General features: G+C 69.9%; 10 protein-coding genes. 7 read left to right on the top strand and 3 right to left on the bottom strand.

Translation table 11 applies throughout. The annotated features are described in order from the left end of the window. The first annotated feature begins 70 nt into the window (after positions 1-70). The 3 genes from WMF46_RS45875 (at position 71) to WMF46_RS45865 (ending at position 2764) form a co-directional block, all read left to right on the top strand. Positions 71-859 carry a hypothetical protein gene (locus tag WMF46_RS45875; protein ID WP_437983019.1) on the top strand — a complete coding sequence of 263 codons (789 nt, stop codon included), beginning with the start codon at positions 71-73 and terminating at the stop codon, positions 857-859. A gap of 198 nt (positions 860-1057) precedes the next feature. Further along, complete coding sequence (locus WMF46_RS45870) at positions 1058-1684, top strand: hypothetical protein (RefSeq protein WP_437983018.1); 627 nt, start codon at positions 1058-1060, stop codon at positions 1682-1684. Positions 1685-1774: 90 nt separating this feature from the next. Beyond that, positions 1775-2764, top strand: coding sequence for an NADPH:quinone oxidoreductase family protein (locus tag WMF46_RS45865; protein ID WP_437983017.1), 990 nt, complete (start codon positions 1775-1777; stop codon positions 2762-2764). 124 nt (positions 2765-2888) lie between these two features. Here the strand turns inward: WMF46_RS45865 and WMF46_RS45860 are convergent, their stop codons facing one another. Further along, positions 2889-5108 carry a glycoside hydrolase family 3 protein gene (locus WMF46_RS45860; protein ID WP_437983016.1) on the bottom strand — a complete coding sequence of 740 codons (2220 nt, stop codon included), beginning with the start codon at positions 5106-5108 and terminating at the stop codon, positions 2889-2891. Between the two features lie 960 nt (positions 5109-6068). Between WMF46_RS45860 and WMF46_RS45855 the strand changes: the two genes are divergently transcribed. Then, entirely contained in the window at positions 6069-6851 is a 783-nt protein-coding gene (locus tag WMF46_RS45855; RefSeq protein ID WP_437983015.1) for a hypothetical protein, read from the top strand. 33 nt (positions 6852-6884) lie between these two features. Here WMF46_RS45855 and WMF46_RS45850 read toward each other — a convergent pair whose 3' ends face one another. Continuing rightward, a complete protein-coding gene (locus tag WMF46_RS45850; protein WP_437983014.1) occupies positions 6885-8810 on the bottom strand; it encodes a fructose-bisphosphatase class III in 1926 nt (641 codons plus the stop codon). 242 nt (positions 8811-9052) lie between these two features. Here WMF46_RS45850 and WMF46_RS45845 point away from each other — a divergent pair, with 242 nt between their 5' ends. Next, positions 9053-9406: a response regulator gene (locus WMF46_RS45845; RefSeq protein WP_437983013.1), complete on the top strand. Its 354-nt coding sequence runs from the start codon at positions 9053-9055 to the stop codon at positions 9404-9406. A 5-nt stretch (positions 9407-9411) separates the two neighbouring features. Here the strand turns inward: WMF46_RS45845 and WMF46_RS45840 are convergent, their stop codons facing one another. Further along, entirely contained in the window at positions 9412-11865 is a 2454-nt protein-coding gene (locus tag WMF46_RS45840) for a protein kinase domain-containing protein (RefSeq protein ID WP_437983012.1), read from the bottom strand. 280 nt (positions 11866-12145) lie between these two features. Here WMF46_RS45840 and ggt point away from each other — a divergent pair, with 280 nt between their 5' ends. Further along, on the top strand, positions 12146-13975 hold the full coding sequence (gene ggt / locus WMF46_RS45835; RefSeq protein ID WP_437983011.1) for a gamma-glutamyltransferase: 1830 nt from the start codon (positions 12146-12148) through the stop codon (positions 13973-13975). A gap of 850 nt (positions 13976-14825) precedes the next feature. Further along, entirely contained in the window at positions 14826-19790 is a 4965-nt protein-coding gene (locus WMF46_RS45830) for an AAA family ATPase (protein WP_437983010.1), read from the top strand. The last annotated feature ends 12 nt before the right edge of the window (positions 19791-19802 follow it).

Raw genomic sequence — 19802 nt, 5'->3', positions numbered from 1 at the left:
GGCATCCCTTTTGCTGCACGCCCCGTGCCGCCGCGCGCGAGGTTCGGTGGCGAAGCCACGAGGTGATGCGATGACGAGCGACGTGCTTCGCGTGCTGGCGGCAGCCCTGCTGTCCAGTGCGTGCCTGATGGGATGCAAGAACAGCGTGAATGACGGCGTTGGCGCCAGCGGCGGCAACGGCGGCAACGGCGGCAGCGGCGCCAGCAGCAGCAGCGGCGGCGAGGACGGCACCGGCGGAAGCGGCGGCCACAACGGCGGCAGCGGCGGCCACAACAGCGGTGGCGGCGGCAACGACGACAGCGGCGAGGACGGCACCGGCGGCTGCGGCGAGGGCAGCGGCGGCGGCTGCATCGACCCGTCGGACGGGCCGTGCGAGGTGCGTGACGTCGAGGGCACGATCCCCGGCGTGAAGATCTCGATCGAGTCGAGCCGCTGCAACTACCGCCAAGGAGAGCCGGCCGAGTTCATCTACACGGTCACGACCGACTCGAGCGTCCCCCCGATCGATGTCGCGGCCTCCACCGGCTGCGGGCGCTGCGTCGAACCGACGAGCGATCCCCTCTCGCTCGTCTCCTACAAGATCAGCGGCCTCTCGTGGGGTGCGGATCCGCAGCCGCAGCTCTACTGCCTGTGCGACGTGGGCTGCTGCGCTCCCGACGAGGCGGTGACCGTCCAGGTCGACGCGACAACGGCGACACAGACGATCCGCTGGTCGGGGCGGCAGTGGACCGGGCCGTCCGACACGAGCAACCCGGAGGGCGCCCCGTTCGCGCCGGGGAGCTACGAAGTCGAGGTGACGTTCGATGGCAAGGAGCAGGGCGTGGTCACGGCAAAGCTGGGGATCGAGATCTACCCCTGAAGCGCGGCTGACGCGACGCCCGCAAGCAGGCCGCGGCCCAGGGTGGCACAGCCGACGGCCCGGGGTGGCGCGCGCCACGGCCTGTCCCTCCGGAGCCCGCGCGCGCTTCGCGGAGCATCTCCCTTGCTGCCGATCGCGCGCCGCCGCAGACAGGCGGCGTGGCGCGAAGGAGGGAGAGGTGAGGGAATGGCGAACGACATGCTTCGAGCTCTGGCGATAGCCTTGCTGTCCGCTGCGTGCGCGACCGGATGCGGCGGCGGCAAGGAGGGCGGCGGGAGCGGCGGTGACAGCACGAGCAGCAGCAGCGGCGGCGACCGCGGGCTGCCGCCGGGGGCCGAGCCGTGCGCGGTGCGCGACGTCCAGGGCACGATCCCGGGCGTGACGATATCGATCGAGTCCAGCCGCTGCGTCTACTGGAGGGGCGAGCCAGCGGAGTTCGTCTACACGGTCACGACGGACTCGAGCGTCCCTCCGATCGAGATCGCGGCCTCGGACGGGTGCGGGCACTGCGTCGTGCCGAGCGCGGATCCGCGCTCGTTCGTCACGTACCAGATCACCGGGCTGTCGACGGCGGGGGATCCACAGCAGTACTGCCTCTGTGACACCGGGTGTTGCGCTCCCGACGACGCGGCGACCGTGCAGGTCGACGCGACGGCGGCGACGCACACGATCTCCTGGTCGGGGCGGCAGTGGAGCGGGCCATCGGACACGGACAACCCGGAAGACGAGTTCTTCGCGCCGGGGACCTACGATGTCGAGGTGACGTTCGACGGGCAGGAGCAGGGCTCCGTGACGGCGAAGCTGCCGATCGAGATCGTCCGCTGATCTCGCGCGCGCCGGCGGTCCCGCGGGGGATCCCCGGCGCGCGAGGCGGCGCCGCCGGGCCGCCCGGGCTTTCTGCTAAGGTCCGCGCGCATGCATGCCTGGCGCGGACACGCCTTCGGTCCCCCCGAGATCCTCGTCTGGGAAGAGGTGGACGACCCCCCGCTCGCCGAGGGGGAGGTCCGGATCGAGGTGGCCGCCGCCGCGATCAACTTCCCCGACGTGCTCTTCACGGCGGGCGCGCACCAGGTCAAGCCGACTCCGCCGTTCATCCCGGGCTTCGAGGTCGCCGGCGTCGTCGTCGAGAGCCGCGAGCCGTCGCTCCCGCCGGGCGCCCGCGTGGCCGCGACGCTCCCCGGCTCCGGGGGGTACGCGACGCGCGCGATCGCGGGGCCGCGCACCACCTATGCGCTCCCGGACGCGATGCCGTTCGAGGACGCCGCGGCGATGACCATCACCTACCAGACAGGCTATTTCGCGCTCCACCGGCGCGCCGGCGTCCAGCCGGGCGACACGGTCCTCGTGCACGCCGGCGCGGGCGGCGTCGGCAGCGCGGCGATCCAGCTCGCCAAGGCGGCCGGCGCGACCGTCATCGCGACCGCCGGCGGCGAGGAGAAGACCGCGGTCTGCCGCGCCCTCGGGGCGGACGTCGCCATCGACTACCGGCGCGAGGACTTCGTCGCCGTCGTGAAGGAGCGGACCTCGGGCCGGGGCGCCGATATCGTCTTCGACCCCGTCGGCGGCGACGTCTTCGATCAGTCGACGAAATGCGTCGCCTTCGAGGGACGCATCGTGGTGATCGGCTTCGCCTCCGGCCGCATCCCCGCGGCGCGCGCGAACCACCTGCTCGTGAAGAACTATTCGGTCCTCGGCCTCTACTGGGGCACCTACAGCCGCGCCCGGCCCGATCTCACGCGGAAGGCGCAAGACGAGCTCTACGCGCTCTACGGCCAGGGCGCGATCAAGCCGCTCGTCTCCGCCGCGCCGCCGATGGCGGAGGCGAAGGCGGCCATGACGGCGGTCGCGTCCCGCGCGACCACGGGCAAGGTAGTGCTCACGACCGCGCGAGGCGGCGGCGCGTGACGCGCTGACGCGCTGATCACGGAGACCCGGCCCGCCGCGCGGCGGGCTGGGTCCTCGGCCTATTTCACGAATGCCGCCGCCGCTGCGGAGAGCGAGGAGAGCGGCAGCGGCGCGGAGGATGGGTTCAGTTGCAGCCGCTCGCGGTGGACGCCTCCGGGAGCGCCGCAGGCGTCTCCTTGTTCTCCGTCGTCAGGCCGAAGCCGTACGGGAACAGCGCGCCGTCTTCCCCGCGGTTGACCCGCTGGCAATCGGTCGCAGGCCAGGAGAACGAGAGCTTGCCCTGGAACTGCTGCTTGCCGAACAGCACGTCGGCCACGCCGCCGCCCTCGGAGCCCGGGAGCCACGCGGCCACGAAGGCGTCCGAGCGGTTCAGCTCCTTGTTGACGTAGAGCGGGCGGCCCGACAGGAAGACCGTCACGATCGGCAGATCCGGCTTGGCCGTGCGGATCGCCTGGAGGACCTGCAGATCCTCGGGGTGGAAGACCGCGTGCTCCAGCGTCTTCGCGTGCGGGGTGTCGTCCGTCGCGAGCTGGATATCCCCGTACATCTCGGCATAAGGCGTCTCGCCGATCACCACGATCGCCGCGTCGAAGCTCCCCGAGCTGGCGGCGGAGCCGTTGGCGCTCAGCGTCGCCTGGCCGCCGCCGGCCGAAACCAGGTCCTGGATCCCCTTGAGGATCGACGTCGCGCCGGGGAAATCGGCGTTCGTCAGATCGGTGCCCTGCCACGTCCGCGACCAGCCGCCGGACTGGTTCGAGATGCTGTCCGCGGACTTGCCCGCGACGAGCACCTTGGCCGAGGCGGCGAGGGGCAGGACCCCGCCGGCGTTCTTGAGGAGGACGAGCGACTTCTGGACCGCCTCGCGCGCGAGGGCGCGGTGCGCCGCTTGCCCGAGCACCGACTGATCGCCCGCGAACATCCGCTTCGACGGCGCCTGCTTGGTCTTCTTCGGGCCGAGGAGCCCCGCCCGCATCTTGACCCGCAAGATCCTCGTCACGGCGTCGTCGACCCGCGCCATCGAGATCTGGCCCCCCTTCACCTGGCTGAGGGTGTTCTCGTAGAACGCCTTCCAGTCGTCCGGGACCATGATCATGTCCACACCGGCGTTGATCGAGGCGGCGCACGAGGAGTTGGTGCAGCCCGACACCTGCCCATGGCCGTTCCAGTCGCCGATGACGAAGCCGTCGAAGTGGAGCTTGTCCTTCAGCACCCCGGTGAGCAGATCGCCCTTTCCGTGCATCTTCTGGCCGCGGATGCTGTTGTACGACGCCATGACCGTCTGCGCGCCCGCCGGGATGGCGGACAGGTAGCCCTGCCCGTGGATCGTGCACAGCTCGGTGTCGGAGGCGAGGTTGTTCCCCTGGTCATCGCCCTTGTCCGTGCCGCCGTCACCGATGAAGTGTTTGGCCGTCGCGATGACGCGCGTCGCGCCGAGGAGATCAGGGCTGTTCGCGGCGCCCTGGATGCCCTGCACGACCCGGCCCGCATAGGCGTTCACGATCTCGGGATCTTCGGAGTAGCCCTCGTACGTGCGGCCCCAGCGGTCGTCGCGCACGGTCGCGAGCGTCGGCGCGAAGGTCCAGTCGAGCCCGGTCGCGAGGACCTCCTTGGCCGTGGCGGCGCCGATGCGCTCGAGCAGCTCGGGGTCGTGGGCCGCGCCGAGGCCGATGTTGTGGGGGAAGAGCGTGGCGCCGCGGACATTGTTGTTCCCGTGCACCGCGTCGATGCCCCAGATGATCGGGATGGCCACGCGGCCACCGCTGGTGTCCACCGAGGCGTTGTAGAAGTCGTCGGCGAGCTTCACCCAGTCCGCCGCCGTCGCGTTCTTGTTCTTCCCCGGCCAGGAGCCGCCGCCGTTCAGCACCGAGCCGATGTTGTACTGCTTCACCTCGGCCGGCGTGATCTTCTGGATCTCGGCCTGCACCATCTGGCCGACCTTCTCCTCCACCTTCATCTTGCCGAGCAGCTCGGTGATGGCCGCCTCGATCGCCGGATCCTGCGCGATCGCGCTCCGCACCTCGGGCCAGCCGTTGTCGCAGGGCAGGAGGCCGACGGCGTCCCCGGCGCCGCTGCCGCCGCCGCCGGTGCTGTCGCTGCCGCCGGTGCCGCTGCCTCCGGTCCCGGAGCCGCTGCCGGAGGAGCCAGCGCCGGCGCCGGAGCCAGCGCCAGCGCCGGAGCCGCTTCCGGAGCCAGCGCCGGCGCCGGAGCCGCTTCCGGAGCCGGCACCAGCGCCGGAGCTGGCCCCGGAGCCGGTCGCGTTGTCGGACGTGTCGTCACCGCAGGCGGCCGGCGCGAGAACGACAGCCGCCGCCATGATCCATGTTGCATACCGTGTGAGGCGCATGAGTGCTCCCCTCTCTTGTCGATGAGATGAAGGATGGGCTTTAAGGTGAACCGTGACAGTCGAGCAAAGCGTCGATCGGGACGTGTAAGAAATATAAGACAGAGAGGGAACGTTCTAATCCATGACTCCCCCCGCACGCAAGCCCCCCCTCACGCCGCGAACGAGGGTTCGCTCGCGTGTTCGCGTGAGCGCGCGGGCGCGTGAGCGTCACCGCCGCGCCGTCGCCATGAGCCCGAGCCAGTTCTCCCTCGTGCCTCGTGCCTCGCCGGATGACACGGTGCGTCCTGGGACGCCACCGGTTAACCATAGTCCGAGTCGGGCCGCAATATACAAACCCGATGGCGCGGCGCGGTAATCCACCCGTGGCATAACGCAACAACCCGTGCACGAGCGAGCACGCGACGGGCTCATCGATGGATGCGGGCTCACCGGGGTCGAGCACGTCATCTCCGATCCGAGGATCGAGAGACCGCGCGAGGAAGACAAGGAGGAGCGCTGGCGTCCGCGCGATGACGAGAGACGCTCAGAGCAGTTGACATTACCTGCGTTCCGTCGGTGTCGAGGGGTTCCGCGCTCAACGCTTCATCATGAAGAGGACGGTGAACAGCTATCATGAGCCGTGGCACCTCGGGGATACGAGGCAAACGCGGCACCACGCCGCGCGCGAGCGCCAGCGCGTCGAGGCCGCCCACGCGCGGTCGACCCCCCGCAATGCTGATTCCAGCCGGGCGCGGCCCGATCGTCGCGGTCAAACTGGGCCACCGGACAGAGCCATGGGCTCACGCAGCACGGGCCGACGGGCGAGCCGGAGCGTCTGCCGTCGTGATTCAGCGGAAGCATATTCCGTCAAGGGAACAATGATAGAATCGTGACTTCTGTGCGGCAGTATTTACCCGCGAGACTGCACGTGCCTATTCTCCGCGCATGGTCTCTATCCCGCGTACTTCCATTCGTCTCTTCATGACCACCGGTACGCTGCTCCTCGCGCTGGCCGCGTGCGGTGACGACGAGGTCGGCTTTGGCGCAGGCGGCGCAGGCGGTGAGGCCGGCGGCGGCACCTCCACCAGCACCAGCGCAGGAACTGGCGGCGGCACCACCAGCGGCAGCGGCGGCGAGGGCGGCACCGGCGGCGCTCCCGGCACCGGCGGCGAGGGCGGCGCAGGCGGCGCTCCCGGCACCGGCGGCGAGGGCGGCGCAGGCGGCGCTCCCGGCACCGGCGGCGAGGGCGGCGCAGGCGGCGCTCCCGGCACCGGCGGCGAGGGCGGCACCGGCGGCGCTCCCGGCACCGGCGGCGAGGGCGGCACTCCCGACACCGGCGGCGCAGGCGGCGCTCCCGGCACCGGCGGCGAGGGCGGCGCAGGCGGCGCTCCCGGCACCGGCGGCGCGGGCGGCGCAGGCGACGAGCCCGTACGGTGGGCCGACGTGGAGCCGATCCTGCTGGCGAAGTGCTCGCCCTGCCACACCCGCACGGATCCCGCGCCGGCCAGCGGCTTCGCCATCACCTACTTGTCCTCGCAGCTCGCCTCGAGCTCGACCCAGTGCGCCGTGGACCCGGGTGCACCCGCGAGGACGCAGGGGGAGTGCGCCACCATCCGCATCCACGATCTCGACAACGCCACCCGCATGCCGCGCAACCGCGGATGCACCGGCGACCCGGCGCTCGACGTCGCGAATTCTGCCTGCCTGACGGCCGCAGAGCAGCAGACGCTCGTCGACTGGATCGCGGACGGCCAGCTCGACTGATCCGAGGAGGCGCGGCCACCGCCGCGCCTCACGTCACCTCGGCTGCTCGAGGAGCGCTCCGTCCCGGTACGCCTCGATGAGCCGCTCCAGGATCTCGATCTCCCGCTCGAGCTCCTCCCCCTTCTCGGTGTCTCCCACCCGGCGCTCGGCCTCGTAGACCTCCACGTCGGAGATCACGGGGATGATGTCCTCCCCCGCCTCGACGGCCTGCTCGACCGACGTGAAATGGTGGTGCTGCGCGAGCCGCGCCCCGCTCGCCTCGAGCACGAGCGTGTACCCCTTGTCGCCGTACGCCTCGGAGAACGCCCCGTCGATCGTCACCGCGCGGCGCGACGCCTTGATCGGCGACTCCCCCCGCTCGACCCGGACCGGCACGTGCCCGTTCACGATGAGCCCGCGCTCCTCGTCCACACCGAACTCGCGGCACACCCGGCCGCAGAACGCGGCGTCGTGGATCAGGTGGAAATAAGGGTTCTTCGTCTCCCTGTGCGTCCTCTCGTCGGCGACGAAATACGACTCGAACGTCGTCATCCGGTCCTTGCCGAACATGGGCGAGAGCGGCCCGGTCCAGAGGTACCAGAGCATGTCGACGTCCTCCTGCGCGCCCGCCCGGAAGGCCCGGCGCACCGTTCGCTCCAGCGCGTCGAACAGCGCCCTGCCGCGGCGAACCTCGCCGTCCACCACGAAAGGAAGGAGCTCGCCCTCGCCGTCCACCGGGACACAGCCGTGGAAGATGAGCGCCCGGTCGCGCCTGAGCCACGTCGTCCCCTGCTGCACCATCCAGCGCATCTGGCGGGACAGCGCCGGGCTCCTCAGGAAAGACTCCTTCAGAAGGGCGACGCACGCCGCCTCGTCCGGCGTCAGCGCGTACGGATCGCCGGGGTCGAGCGTCGGGAAGCGCGCGTCGAGCAGCGGGAACACCTCGCCGTCGATCGCGACCGTGCCCGCGCGCGGGTCGATGCGATGGAGCAGGCAGCGGTGCTCGAGCGCGTACTCCGGGCGGCGCCGGCAGAGCTGCCCCTCCAGCTTGAACTGGAGGACGGCCGCGGCCTTCTGCATCCGCGCCATCAGCAGGGCGTCGCGCAGCCCCTCGCCCCGGACCGCGAAGCGCTCCGCCGGATCGTCGGCGTAGGCCGTGCGCGCGAGCCGATCGAGCGGCGCCACGGAGATGCCAAAGCCCTCTTCCAGCTGCGACAGGCGCCCGTACCGCAGCGAGAGCCGGACGACCGTGGCGATCAGCGCCTCCTGGCCGAGGCTCGCGCCCATCCAGCTCACGTCGTGGTTGCCCCACACGACCCGCACGCGCGGCTGGCGCATCAGGTACTCGATCACCTTGTCGAGCCGGGGACCGCGATCGCCGAGATCGCCGGCCACAACGAGCTCGAAGACCGTCAGGTTCCGGATGGCGCGCGCCATGGCGCGCAAGATCTCGATCTCGCGGCCGTGCTGGACGAACGGATCGATGAGCGCGTCGAGGTAGCCGCCCTCGCCGAGGGTGGCGCGCGCCGACACGAGCTCGCGGAGCAGGCCCCGCATGTCCTCCGGGAACGCCGCCTCCACCTGCCGGAGCGTGTAGCGCAGCGACAGCGCGCGGATGACCTCGACCTCGCGCGCGAGCGTCCAGAGCAGGAAGGCCCGCCGCTCCCCCTCGCCGCGGGACGCGACGCGGGCATACCCCTCGCGAGGGTAGTAGACGACCGAGAGCAGCGCGCGCTCCTCGGCCGCCGTGAGCCGGTCGCCGAAGACCCGCTCGACAAGCGGCCGCAGGCTCCCCGAGGCGTTGTTGATGATGTGCTTCAGCTTCCTGTGCTCGCCGTGGACGTCGCTGACCACGTGCACCGTCCCCTTCGGGAGCGACAGGATCGCCCGCAGATGGCCGATCTCCGAGAGCGCGGCCTCGGTCGTCGGGTACCGGCCCGCGAGGGCCCGGAGGAGCGGCAGCTCCCGCGTGTCAAGCATGGCGCCACAGCATAGAGCAAGGCCGCGGGTCGACGCACGCGCGCGCGCCACGCTGAAGCGGCCGGACAAGCGCGCAAGGAGAGCGCATGTGCCTGGCTCTGCCGCGTTTCTCCTTGCGGCCGCGCGGCGTCCTACTAGCAAATGCCATGGGAGCCCATGCAATGTTGTGGCAGCGAGGCAGCATCTCCGCGCCGAGCGGCCTCGACGTCGGCCAACATTCACCAGCGAACCCTCTTCACTACATGAGCAAGTCTGTCCTGATCATCGATGACGACGTGGATCTGGCGACGACCCTGGCCGAGACGCTGCGCGACCTCGGTTATGAGGCGACGCCTTTCTTCAGCGGGCGAGAGGCGCTCGAGCGGCTCCTCGACGGCGAGCGGCCCGGAGTGATCCTGCTCGACCTGATGATGCCGAAGATGAACGGCTGGAAGGTGTGCGACGAGCTCTGCGCGGTCCCCGCGCTGGAGGAGATCCCCGTCGTCATCATGACCGCGGCGTCGAACATCAAGCAGCCGATGCCGGCGCACGCGCGCGAGGTGCTCAGCAAGCCGTTCGAGCTCGACGCCCTGCTCAGGACGATCGACGCCGCCTGAGCGGGCTACCGCTTCTTCTTCGCCTTCGGTGGCGCGCTCGGCTTGATATCGATGCTCGTGGCCCCCTGGCACGGCACCTGCGCTGTCACACCCGCGCTGAGCCACTCGGGGAACTTCGTCTTCCCGGCCCGGCCGACGCGCACGAAGAAGCGGCCGCAGCGCACGGCCAGCGCCTGGTTCACATCCCCCGCGTACTTGCCGGTCATGTAGACGCCCCCCGGCTGCGGAAACCCCACCGTGAGCAGGCCCTGATCCTTGGGCAGCGACGCAGGATTGCCCCCCTGCCGCGCCTGGCTCGCGGCTTCCTTCGCCGCGGCGGCCTCCTTCGCCGCGGCCTCCTTCGCCGCCGCGGCTTCCTTCGCCGCGGCCTCCTTCGCCGCCGCGGCCTCCTTCACCGCCGCGGCCTCCTTCGCCGCGGCTTCCTTCGCCGCCGCGGCCTCCTTCGCCGCGGCTTCCTTCGCCGCCGCGGCCTCCTTTGCTGAAAGCGTCTTCGCCGCCTGCGCCTTCCCGGCCGGAGCCTTCTTCACGGGGGGCGACTCGCTCGCCGCGGACGCCGCCGCGGCGACGGGCTCGACGATCGCGGGCGCCATCTCCACCGCGACGGCCGGCTCGGGCCGATCCCGCCGCGCCACGTAGATCCAGAGCCCCGCCACCACCGTCGCCGTGATCGCCGACACCGCGATCGTCCCGACGGGCGACAGCGAACGCGGCGCTTGCCATGGCAGCCGCGGGCGCCGCGACGACACGCCCGCCGGGGGCGACGACTCCCCCGGAGAGCCGCCGCGGCCCGCCGCGCTCGGCCTCGGGTACGGCACGCCCCCGGGCGGCGTCAGGCCCGATGAGCCGTCCACCGGCACCGTCACCCCGGGCGGCGTCAGGCCCGACGCGCCCATCGGCACGGTCACGCCGGAGGGGGTCACCGGCGAGCCGGAAGGCGGCTTGGGCGGCGCCCCCAGGAACGCGGGCGCGAGATCCGCCGGGAGGGCCGGCGGCGGACCGAAGCGGATCGCCTCCGGGATCACCGAGGGGGTCGGCACGAAGCGGGCCGTCTCCGCGCCCGTGCCGGGCATCGTCGTGCCGTCCTCCTCGAATATCGGATCGACCTCGGTCAACGTCGGCGGCCCGCCCTCCGGCGGCCCCTCGTCGGCCGCCGCCGCGTCGCGCTCCGCCGCGCGCTTCGACGCCTCGAACAGGCGGCCGAACGTCTCGCGATCCGGCAGCGCGGGCCTTCGTCCCTCGACGCCCTTCGCGCCGTCGCCCCTCGCCTCGGACGCCGGCACCGGGATCGTGATCGGCTCGGGCCCGCCGATCGACGCCTTGCCGTCCTGCCGAGCCGACCCGATCAGCGCCTCGGACGCCCCGGCCGAGGGAGGCGCGGTCTTCGCCTGCGCGCCGGGGGTCCGCAGCCTCGCGGCGCCGCCGTCCCTGGCCGCCTGATCCCTGGCAAAGAGATCCTTCGCGAGCCGCTTCGCCGCGTCCGCCGCGGGCCTCGCGGTCTGACCTCCCTTGCCCTTGACCGGGATCGTCGGCCGCCGGTCCTCCTCGCGATCCGCGTCCTCGATCTCGATCGTCGCGTGCGCCGATTGCACGCGCGTCACGAGCTCGGCCTTCCCCTTCTCCGGGCGAGCGACCTTCGCGAGCGCCTGCTCGATCTCGTGGACGGTGATCTTCCGATCGTCCGGCGCGGGCGCGAGGGCCGTGTCGAGCAGCGTCACGATCGGGCGCGGGATCTCCGGCCGGATCGTGGCGATCGCCTGCGGTCGCGTGCCGTCCGCGGGCGGCCGCCGCCCCGTGAGCAACGACCAGAGCAGGAGCCCCACGCCGTAGATATCGGCCTTCACCGTGACGCGCTCGGCGCGCGCCTGCTCGGGCGCCATGTAGCCCGGCGCGCCCTTCACCACGCCCGCGATCGTATCCGGCGTGCGCCCGAGGATCTTGCCGATGCCGAACCCCGTCAGGCGCACCTGCCCGTCCCACCCGATCACGATGTTCTCCGGGTGGAGGTTGCGATGGACGATGGGCGTGGGGCTGCCGTGCTCGTCGACGGACCCGTGCGCGTGCGCGAGCGCCCCGGCGATGCAGTGGACCAGGTAGTAGACCGCCGCGTCGGCGAGCTTCTGCTGCCGCGCCGCGAGGTGCTGGTGCAGCCGATTGAGGTTCACGCCCTCGACGTGCTCGAGCACCAGGACGAGCCGGCCGGCGTGCTCGAAGAAGTCGAACATCCGCACGATCGCCGGGTGGTTCATCGTCGCGCAGATCGACGCCTCGCGGGCGAGCTCGTCGGCGAAGCGCGGATCCCCCTCGGCGGTATTCGGGACGAGCTTCAGCACGCAGACGCGGCGAAACCCGAGCGGGCCATCCAGTCGCCCGAGATAGACGCTGGTAGGCCCAGAACCGGACAGGTGCCGGAGAATCTTGTAGGCCCCAATCGTCTCGGGAGCGGGCTCCGTCGGAAACATCCGGGGCCGATCATACCCAAGCGGGGCGAAGCCCCCAAGCCAACGACCAAGACCGATCACTTCGCGGCGCCGGGAGGCGTCCCCGGGCGCCTCGGTACGAGCCCATGCTCCACGCGCCCTGTACGGCGCGTCGCTCTCCCGTTTGCCAGAGAGCGGTACAGCTGATCAGCAGAAGCCCGAACAGCTGTGACGGATCACCGTGGAGAACCCTCCGGCCGCGCTCGCGCGGCCGCGCCTCTGGCCTTCGAGCGGCGTGGGGCCTGGGCTATAAGCGGCCGCGATGAAGCTCCGTGCCTGGCATCGATTGCTCGCCGTCGTCCTCCTCGCGGGCTGCGAGGCCGCCGTCCCGCCCCCTCCGCCCGCGCCGCCCCCGCCCCCGTCGCCGAACGCCGCCCCCGCCTCGGCGCCTGCGCCCGCGCCGGCCGCGCCGGCCACGCCGGCGTCGCGGTTCCCCGCCGGGTGGCCTTACCCCGAGGGCGCGCCGCCGGTGCGGGGCCCCTCGATGGTCACGAGCGACGCCGCCCTCGCCACGAAGGTGGGCGCGGAGGTCCTCGCCTCGGGCGGCAACGCCGTCGACGCGGCGGTCGCGACGGCGTTCGCGCTGGCCGTCGTGCACCCGACGGCCGGTAACCTCGGCGGCGGCGGGTTCATGGTCGCGCGCGTCGGCGACAAGGAGCACGCGCTCGACTTCCGCGAGACGGCGCCTGGCAAGGCGACCCACGACATGTACCGGGGCAAGGACGGCAAGGCCACGGAGAGCTCGCGGGTCGGCCACCTCGCGGTCGGCGTGCCCGGCAGCGTGGCGGGGCTCTGGGAAGCGTACGACAAGCTCGGCTCCAAGAAGAAGACCTGGGCCGAGCTCGTCGCGCCCGCGATCCGGCTCGCGAAGGAGGGCTTCTCGGTCGACGAGAACTTCGCGACGACGGTCAAGGCCGCGTCGGGCAAGCTCAAGCGCTTCCCGGCGTCGGTCGCGCTGTTCCTGCCGGGCGGCGCGCCCATCGAGATCGGCGTGACGTGGAAATCGCCCGAGCTCGCGGCGACGCTCGAGCGCATCGCGGAGAAGGGGCCCGCGGGCTTTTACGAGGGCAAGACCGCCGAGCTCTTCGTGGCCGAGATGCGGCGGGGCAAGGGCATCATCTCGGCCGCGGACCTCAAGGGCTACAAGGCGAAGTGGCGCGAGCCCGTCGTCTTCGAGTACCGCGGGCGCCGCGTCGCATCGATGCCGCTCCCGTCGTCGGGCGGCCTCGCCCTCGCGATGATCGCGCACCAGCTGGAGGGGCTCGACGTCGCCAAGCTCGGCTGGCACTCGCCGTCGCACGTGCACGTGGTCGCCGAGGCGATGCGGCGGGTGTTCCTCGCGCGCAACGAGGTCCTCGGGGATCCCGATTTCGTGAAGAACCCGGTGGAGGAGCTGCTCTCGGTGGCGTGGGCCGAGCAGCAGCGCGCCACGATTGCGGCGGACCGCGCGACGCCGACCGAGGAGCTCGCCCGCGGCGCGGCGGTCAAGGACTCGGGCGGGCGCGGCCCGCACACGACGCATTTCTCGGTGGTCGACGCGCAGGGCAACGCCGTCGCGCTGACCACGACGCTGAACGGCTGGTACGGCTCGGGGGTGACGGTGACCGGCGCCGGATTCGTGCTGAACAACGAGATGGATGACTTCGCCGCCGTGCCCGGCACCCCGAACCAGTTCGGTCTTGTGCAGGGGGAGGCCAACTCCATCGCGCCCGGCAAGCGCATGCTCTCGTCGATGTCGCCGACGATCGTGACCGCGAAGGACGGGCGCGTGGAGCTCGTGCTCGGCGCCGCGGGCGGCCCGACGATCCTCACTGCGGTGTTCCAGATCCTCTCGAACGTCGTCGACTTCGGCTTCGACGTGACCACGGGCGTGAACGCGCCGCGCTTCCACCACCAGGACTACCCCGACAAGCTGTTCGTCGAGCAGGGCGGCTTCCCCGACGAGCTGAGGAGCGCGCTCGGCGCAATGGGCCACACCCTCGACGACCGCGAGCACATCGCCGACGCGCCGTCGATCGGCCGCGAGGGCGCCGCGTTCGCCGGCGCGCGGGAGCCGCGGCGGCCCGGCTCCGAGGCGGCCGCCGGGAAGTAGCGCCGGCGGGGCGGCGCTCCCCACATCGGCCCACGCGACACCCACCTATCCCACAACGGGCGGGCTCCATGGCCTGCTCCCGACCGGCAGACCGACGCCACGGCGCGCTCGGGAGCGCCGCCGGGTGGGGCCTCGACAGCGAGCCCCGCCCGCGTCGACCGACCCACCCGACCCACGTTGTCGCCTGCCGGGCGACGCGTGTTGTCGGGACGACATGGCAATGGTCAGTCGGTCAGGCGTCTCCTTACTTCTCTGCCAGAGGCCGATCGTTGCTCATTTCGATGTCTCATCGATGAGGGAAGGCGTTGCGCGCCTCAGGCACTTCCCTAAGGAGATCCCTCTCCATCTGGCGCACCTTGGCCGTTCCCGGCACGGGCGTGTGCCCCATGCATCGTGGCTCCTCTCCTCGTGAAGGCGTCATCGCGTGATGCACATCCGACGGCCCTCTGCGCCACGGAGCGCCGTGTGTTCGGGCGGCGAGGCGACACTGTTGTCGCATTCGCTCCCGAGCGCCGGCCCAAGCGTCGGCCCGAGCGTCGGATGGAGTCGCGCGTCGCTCGCCTGACGCGCGGCGTCTCGGCGGCGGAGCCAGCCGGGAGCGCTCGATCCGCGCGCGGCGCCGCGGCGGTTCGACCTTGACACAACCCGTCCGTTTCGATTGCGTAGGGCGATGCGCCTCGCCGAGCACGTTCGCTACCTCGGCGGATCGCGCGGTCGCCTGTCGCCGTCCTTGAGCTCGGCGTCCCGAGGAGCTGCCGTGAAGCGGGGGACTGCAGCTTGACACGGACCGAGATACCGACTGAACGCCGCGCTGGGTAAATAGCCCTGTCACTCCAGGGGGGTCGCCGTCATGGTGGAGCTGTTGAATCACGAGTTGCTCGAGACGCTGCACGATGGTGCTCGCAGCAGCGTCTATCTCGGCCGGAAGAAGAGCACGGGCAAGATGTGCGTCATCAAGGTCGCGCGGAAGGGCGTCAATGGCACCCGCAACGTGGCGATCCTGAAGCGCCAGTACGAGATCACGAGGCACCTCGACCTCGATGGGGTCGTGCGGGTCCACGAGCTCGAGGTCCGGCTCGATTACGCCGCGCTCGTCATGGAGTACTTCGCCGGTCGCTCGCTGCGGGCGATCATCGACGGCAACGGGCAGGGCGTCGGGCTCGCGCAGGCGGTGAGGATAGCGCTCCAGCTCGCGGACACGCTCGGGGCGATCCATGAGCGGAACATCGTCCACAAGGACATCAAGCCGAGCAACATCATCGTCGACAGCGACGTGCGCACGTCGAAGCTCACGGACTTCTCCATCGCCTCGCTCCTGCCTGGCGAGCGCGCGGCGGTGGTCGACCCCTGGTCGGTCGGCGAGGGCACGCTGCAGTACATCTCGCCCGAGCAGACGGGCCGGATGAACCGGTCGATCGACTTCCGCTCGGACTATTACTCCCTCGGGGTCACGCTCTACGAGCTCACGACGCGGCGCCTCCCGTTCGAGACGACGGATCCGCTGGAGCTCGTGCACCATCACATCGCGAAGACGCCTGTCGCGCCGCACCTGATCCGGCCGGCGATCCCGGAGGCGCTCTCCCGTGTGATCATGAAGCTGCTCTCGAAGACGGCGGAGGAGCGGTATCAGAGCACCTTCGGCCTGAAGGCCGATCTGAAGGCCTGCCTCGACATGCTGGAGCACGGAGCGCCGGCGGAGGACTTCGTGCCGGGGAGGCGGGACAAGCCCACGCGGCTCCAGATCTCGCAGAAGCTGTATGGCCGGCAGGGCGAGGTCGGCGCGTTGATGGCGGCCTTCAGGGACATCAGCGGGTCTGGTCCGGAGGCGGCGGAGGCTGGCCGTTCGGAGCTCGTCCTCGTGGCCGGCTACTCCGGCGTGGGCAAGTCGGCGGTCGTCAACGAGATCCACAAGCCGATCGCGAAGGAGGCGGGCTACTTCGCCGCCGGCAAGTTCGACCAGTTCACGCGCAACGTCCCGTACGCGGCCGTGCTCGCGGCGCTGCGGGAGATCGTCCGGCAGATCCTTACCGAGAGCAGGAATGAGCTTGCCGACTGGAGGGCCAGGATCCTCGCGGCCGTCTCTCCGAACGGGCGGGTCATCGCCGAGGTGATCCCGGAGATCGAGCTCATCATCGGCGAGCAGCCGCCCGTCCCGGCGCTGGGCTCGATGGAGACGCGGAACCGCTTCAACCTGACGTTCCGGAACTTCATCGGCGCGATCGCGCTGAAGACGCGGGCGCTCGTGCTGTTCCTCGATGATCTCCAGTGGGCCGACACGGGGTCCCTGAACCTCCTCAGCGTGCTGCTGGAGGATCCGGACATCCGCCATCTCTTGCTGATCGGGTCGTACCGCGACAACGAGGTCGACGACGCGCACCCGCTGACGATGATGCTGGGCGCGCTCCGGAAGGGCGAGGCCCGCGTGCGCACGATCACGCTGACGCCGCTGGCGCACGAGCACGTGAACGATCTCATCTCCGATACGCTCGGCTTATCTCGAGACGAATGTCGTCCACTGTCGGACGTCATCTTCGCCAAGACCGACGGAAATCCATTCTTCACGATCCAGTATCTGGAGAGCCTCTGTCGCGAGGGTCACCTGCGCTTCAGCTCCGAGACGGGCGCCTGGCAGTGGAGCATCGCCGACATCGAAAGCATGAATGTCGCGGACAACGTCGTCGATCTGATGATCCGTCGGATAGAGGGTCTGGACGAGTCGACACAGCGGGTCCTGAAGTTCGCCGCATGCATCGGCAATGAGTTCGACCTGAGGCTCCTCTCGCTCATCCATCAGAAGGACCTGCGCGCCACCGACCAGGACCTCTGGGACGCGCTGGACGCGGGGCTCGTCATGCCTGTGGACGGAGATTACAAGATCGCACGTTTCCTCGAGGACGAGGACCAGAGCTCCGTCACGTTCAAGTTCCTCCACGACCGCGTGCAGCAGGCTGCCTACAAACTGCTCACGGAGGGTGAGCAGCAGAGGATCCACCTGGAGATCGGGCGCATCCTGCGCGCGGAGACCTCGCCCGAGACGCTCGACGGACGGATTTACGACGTCGTGATGCACCTCAACATGGGCGCCGACATGATCGTGGACAGGCACGAGCGCCACGAGGCGGTGAAGCTCAACCTGAGGGCCGGCCAGAAGGCCAGGCGCTCGACCGCCTATGGTCCCGGGGTGCAATGCCTCCGCGCCGCAGCGGCGTTCCTGCCCGACGACTGCTGGAACACAGACCACGAGCTGTCGCTCGCGGTATACACCGACCTTGTCGAGCTCGAGTGCCTGGCGGTCAACTTCGATCGCGCGGAAGCGTGCGCGCAGATCGTCATCGACCATGCGCGGGACGTCCTGGAGAAAATCCGGGTCTATGAGATGCGCATCCAGTTCTGCATCTCACAGAACCGGATGAACGATGCCATCGAGCTGGCGATGAGCGTGCTCGCCATGCTCGAGGTTCCATTGCGCGAAGTACCGCCTCCAAGCCAGGACGCAGCTCAGCTGGCGCAGCTTCCCTCGATGACAGACGAGCGGATGCAAGCGGCGATTCGTATCATGTCATCTGTCATCCCGGCCGTGTACCTCGCCAAACCGGCGTTGCTACCGGTGATCGCATTCACGATGATCGACATCAACACGCGGCACGGCAACTCGCCGCTCGCCGCGTTCGCTTACCTGGTCTACGGCGTTGTTCAGTGCTTGATGAACAGAACCGACGACGCCTTCGCGCTCGGTGAGCTGGCGATCGACCTCACCCGCCAATTCCACGCGGTCGAGCTGGAATCCAGGGTCCATGCCACCGTGCATGTCCTCATCTACCACTGGAAGCGGCACCTGCGAGAGACGCTCGGGCCGATGCTTCACGCCGTGCAGGTTGGCCTGGACACCGGTGAGGTCGAGTATGCGTTGCACGCCTCGATTCATCATTCGTTGCACTCGTTGCTCGTGGGAGAGGAGCTCGCTACGACCGAGCTGCGGATGCAGCACTCCGTCCTCCTGTCGCTGAAGCTGAACAATCAGTACACGCTGTACCTGTGTAGCATCTGGAAGCAGCTCGTGAGGAGCCTGCGCGACCCATCCGAGGACAAGCAGATGCTCGTCGGGAGCAGCTTCGACGAGACCACGATGATCCCGTGCCTGGGACAGAGCAGGACCTCCATGTTCTCACTGTACCTGGCGAAGGGCATGCAGCTGTATTACTTTGGCTACGCGAAGCAAGCCTGTTCTTACCTGCGCGCCGCCGAGGAATTCCAGGATGCGGTCGGGGGCATGGCCATCGTCGTCGAGCACAATTTTTTCTGCTCGCTCGCGCTCCTCGCCGACCTCGATCGCATGGCGGATAGCGAGCGAGACGCCGCGCTTGCTAAGATCGGCGCAGGTCAGCGGGCGCTTGAGGCTTGGGCGCGCTCCGCCCCGGAGAACAACCGGCACAGGTACGATCTCGTGAGCGCAGAGCTAGCGCGCGTGAAGTGCGCGGTGGTCGAGGCGATGGACCTCTACGACCGGGCGATCGAGGGCGCCCGGAAGCACGGCTACATGCAGCACGAGGCGATGGCATGCGAGCTGGCGTCATCGTTCTACCGGCAGATCGGTCGGCACGAGATCGCTCAGCACTACATGACCATGGCCTACAGGGGTTACGCGCTCTGGGGCGCCGACGCGAAGTGCCAGAGCCTTGTTTCCAAGTTTCCTCATCTCATCTTCGAGGGGAAGCCCGAGCAGTCGGCGTCCGTGACGGTGACGTCCAGTCACGACGGAGCGGTCCTCGACCTGCTCACCGTCGTCAAGGCGTCGCAGGCGCTGGCGAGCGAGATCGTCTTGGAGAGGCTGCTGGAGCATCTCATGACGATCGTCCTCGAGAACGTCGGCGCGCAATCCGGCGTGCTGGCCCTCATGCGCGGCGACTCGCTCTTCGTCGAGGCGGAAGGAAGCGTCGCGCCGAAGCAAGCCCACGTGCTGAAGCGCGCTCCCATGGATTCGTTCAGCAGAGCCCCGCTGTCGGTCCTGAGCTACGTACAGCGCACGCTGAAGAGCGTTCTGCTGGACAACGCAGCGGGCGAAGCCAGGTTCTCGGCCGACCCATATATCCGAGAGAAGCAGCCGAAATCGGTGATGTGCGCGCCCATCCTGCGCCAGGGTAGGTTGGTCGGCGTGCTCTATCTCGAGAACAACCTGTCGACTGGCGTCTTCACAAGAGATCGGCTCGAGCTCCTGGGGATCCTCTCGTCGCAGATCGCGATCTCCATCGAGAACGCGACGCTGTACGAGGTGCTAGAGAAGGAGGTCGCCGCGCGCACCGAGGAGCTCCGGGTATCCAATGAGCAGCTGAGCGCCGTCAACGACCGGCTGCAGGTGGAGCTGGCCGAGCGCGAGCGCCTGCAGGAGGAGCGCGTCCAGATGCAGGAAGCGATCATCCAGACCCAACGAGATCGCCTGTTCGAGCTGTCGACGCCGTTCATCCCGATCACCGATGAGATCATGGTGATGCCGATCATCGGGAGCATCGACGACAAGCGGGCCGCGCAGATGATCGAGACAGCCATGCACGGCGTGGCCGCCAGCTCTGCGAAGGTCGTGATCGTCGACGTCACGGGGGTCAAGAGCGTCGACACGAGCGTGGCGAGCAGGCTGATGAGCCTGGCCCAGGCGGTGGGCCTGCTCGGGAGTAAGGCGATCCTGACCGGTCTCCGGCCTGCAGTGGCGCAAAGCCTGGTCGACCTCGGCGTGGATCTCGGCTCCCTGGAAACGCGGTCCAATCTCAAGGCGGGCATCGCTTATGCCATGAGGCGCACGGCCGCCCGGTTGCACGCCTGAACGTCCCATCTC

The sequence above is a fragment of the Sorangium sp. So ce117 genome (assembly GCF_051524395.1).
Lineage (GTDB): Bacteria > Myxococcota_A > Polyangia > Polyangiales > Polyangiaceae > Sorangium > Sorangium cellulosum_B.
Note: the sequence above shows the minus strand (reverse complement) of the source record. Positions and strands in the feature narration are given on the sequence as shown.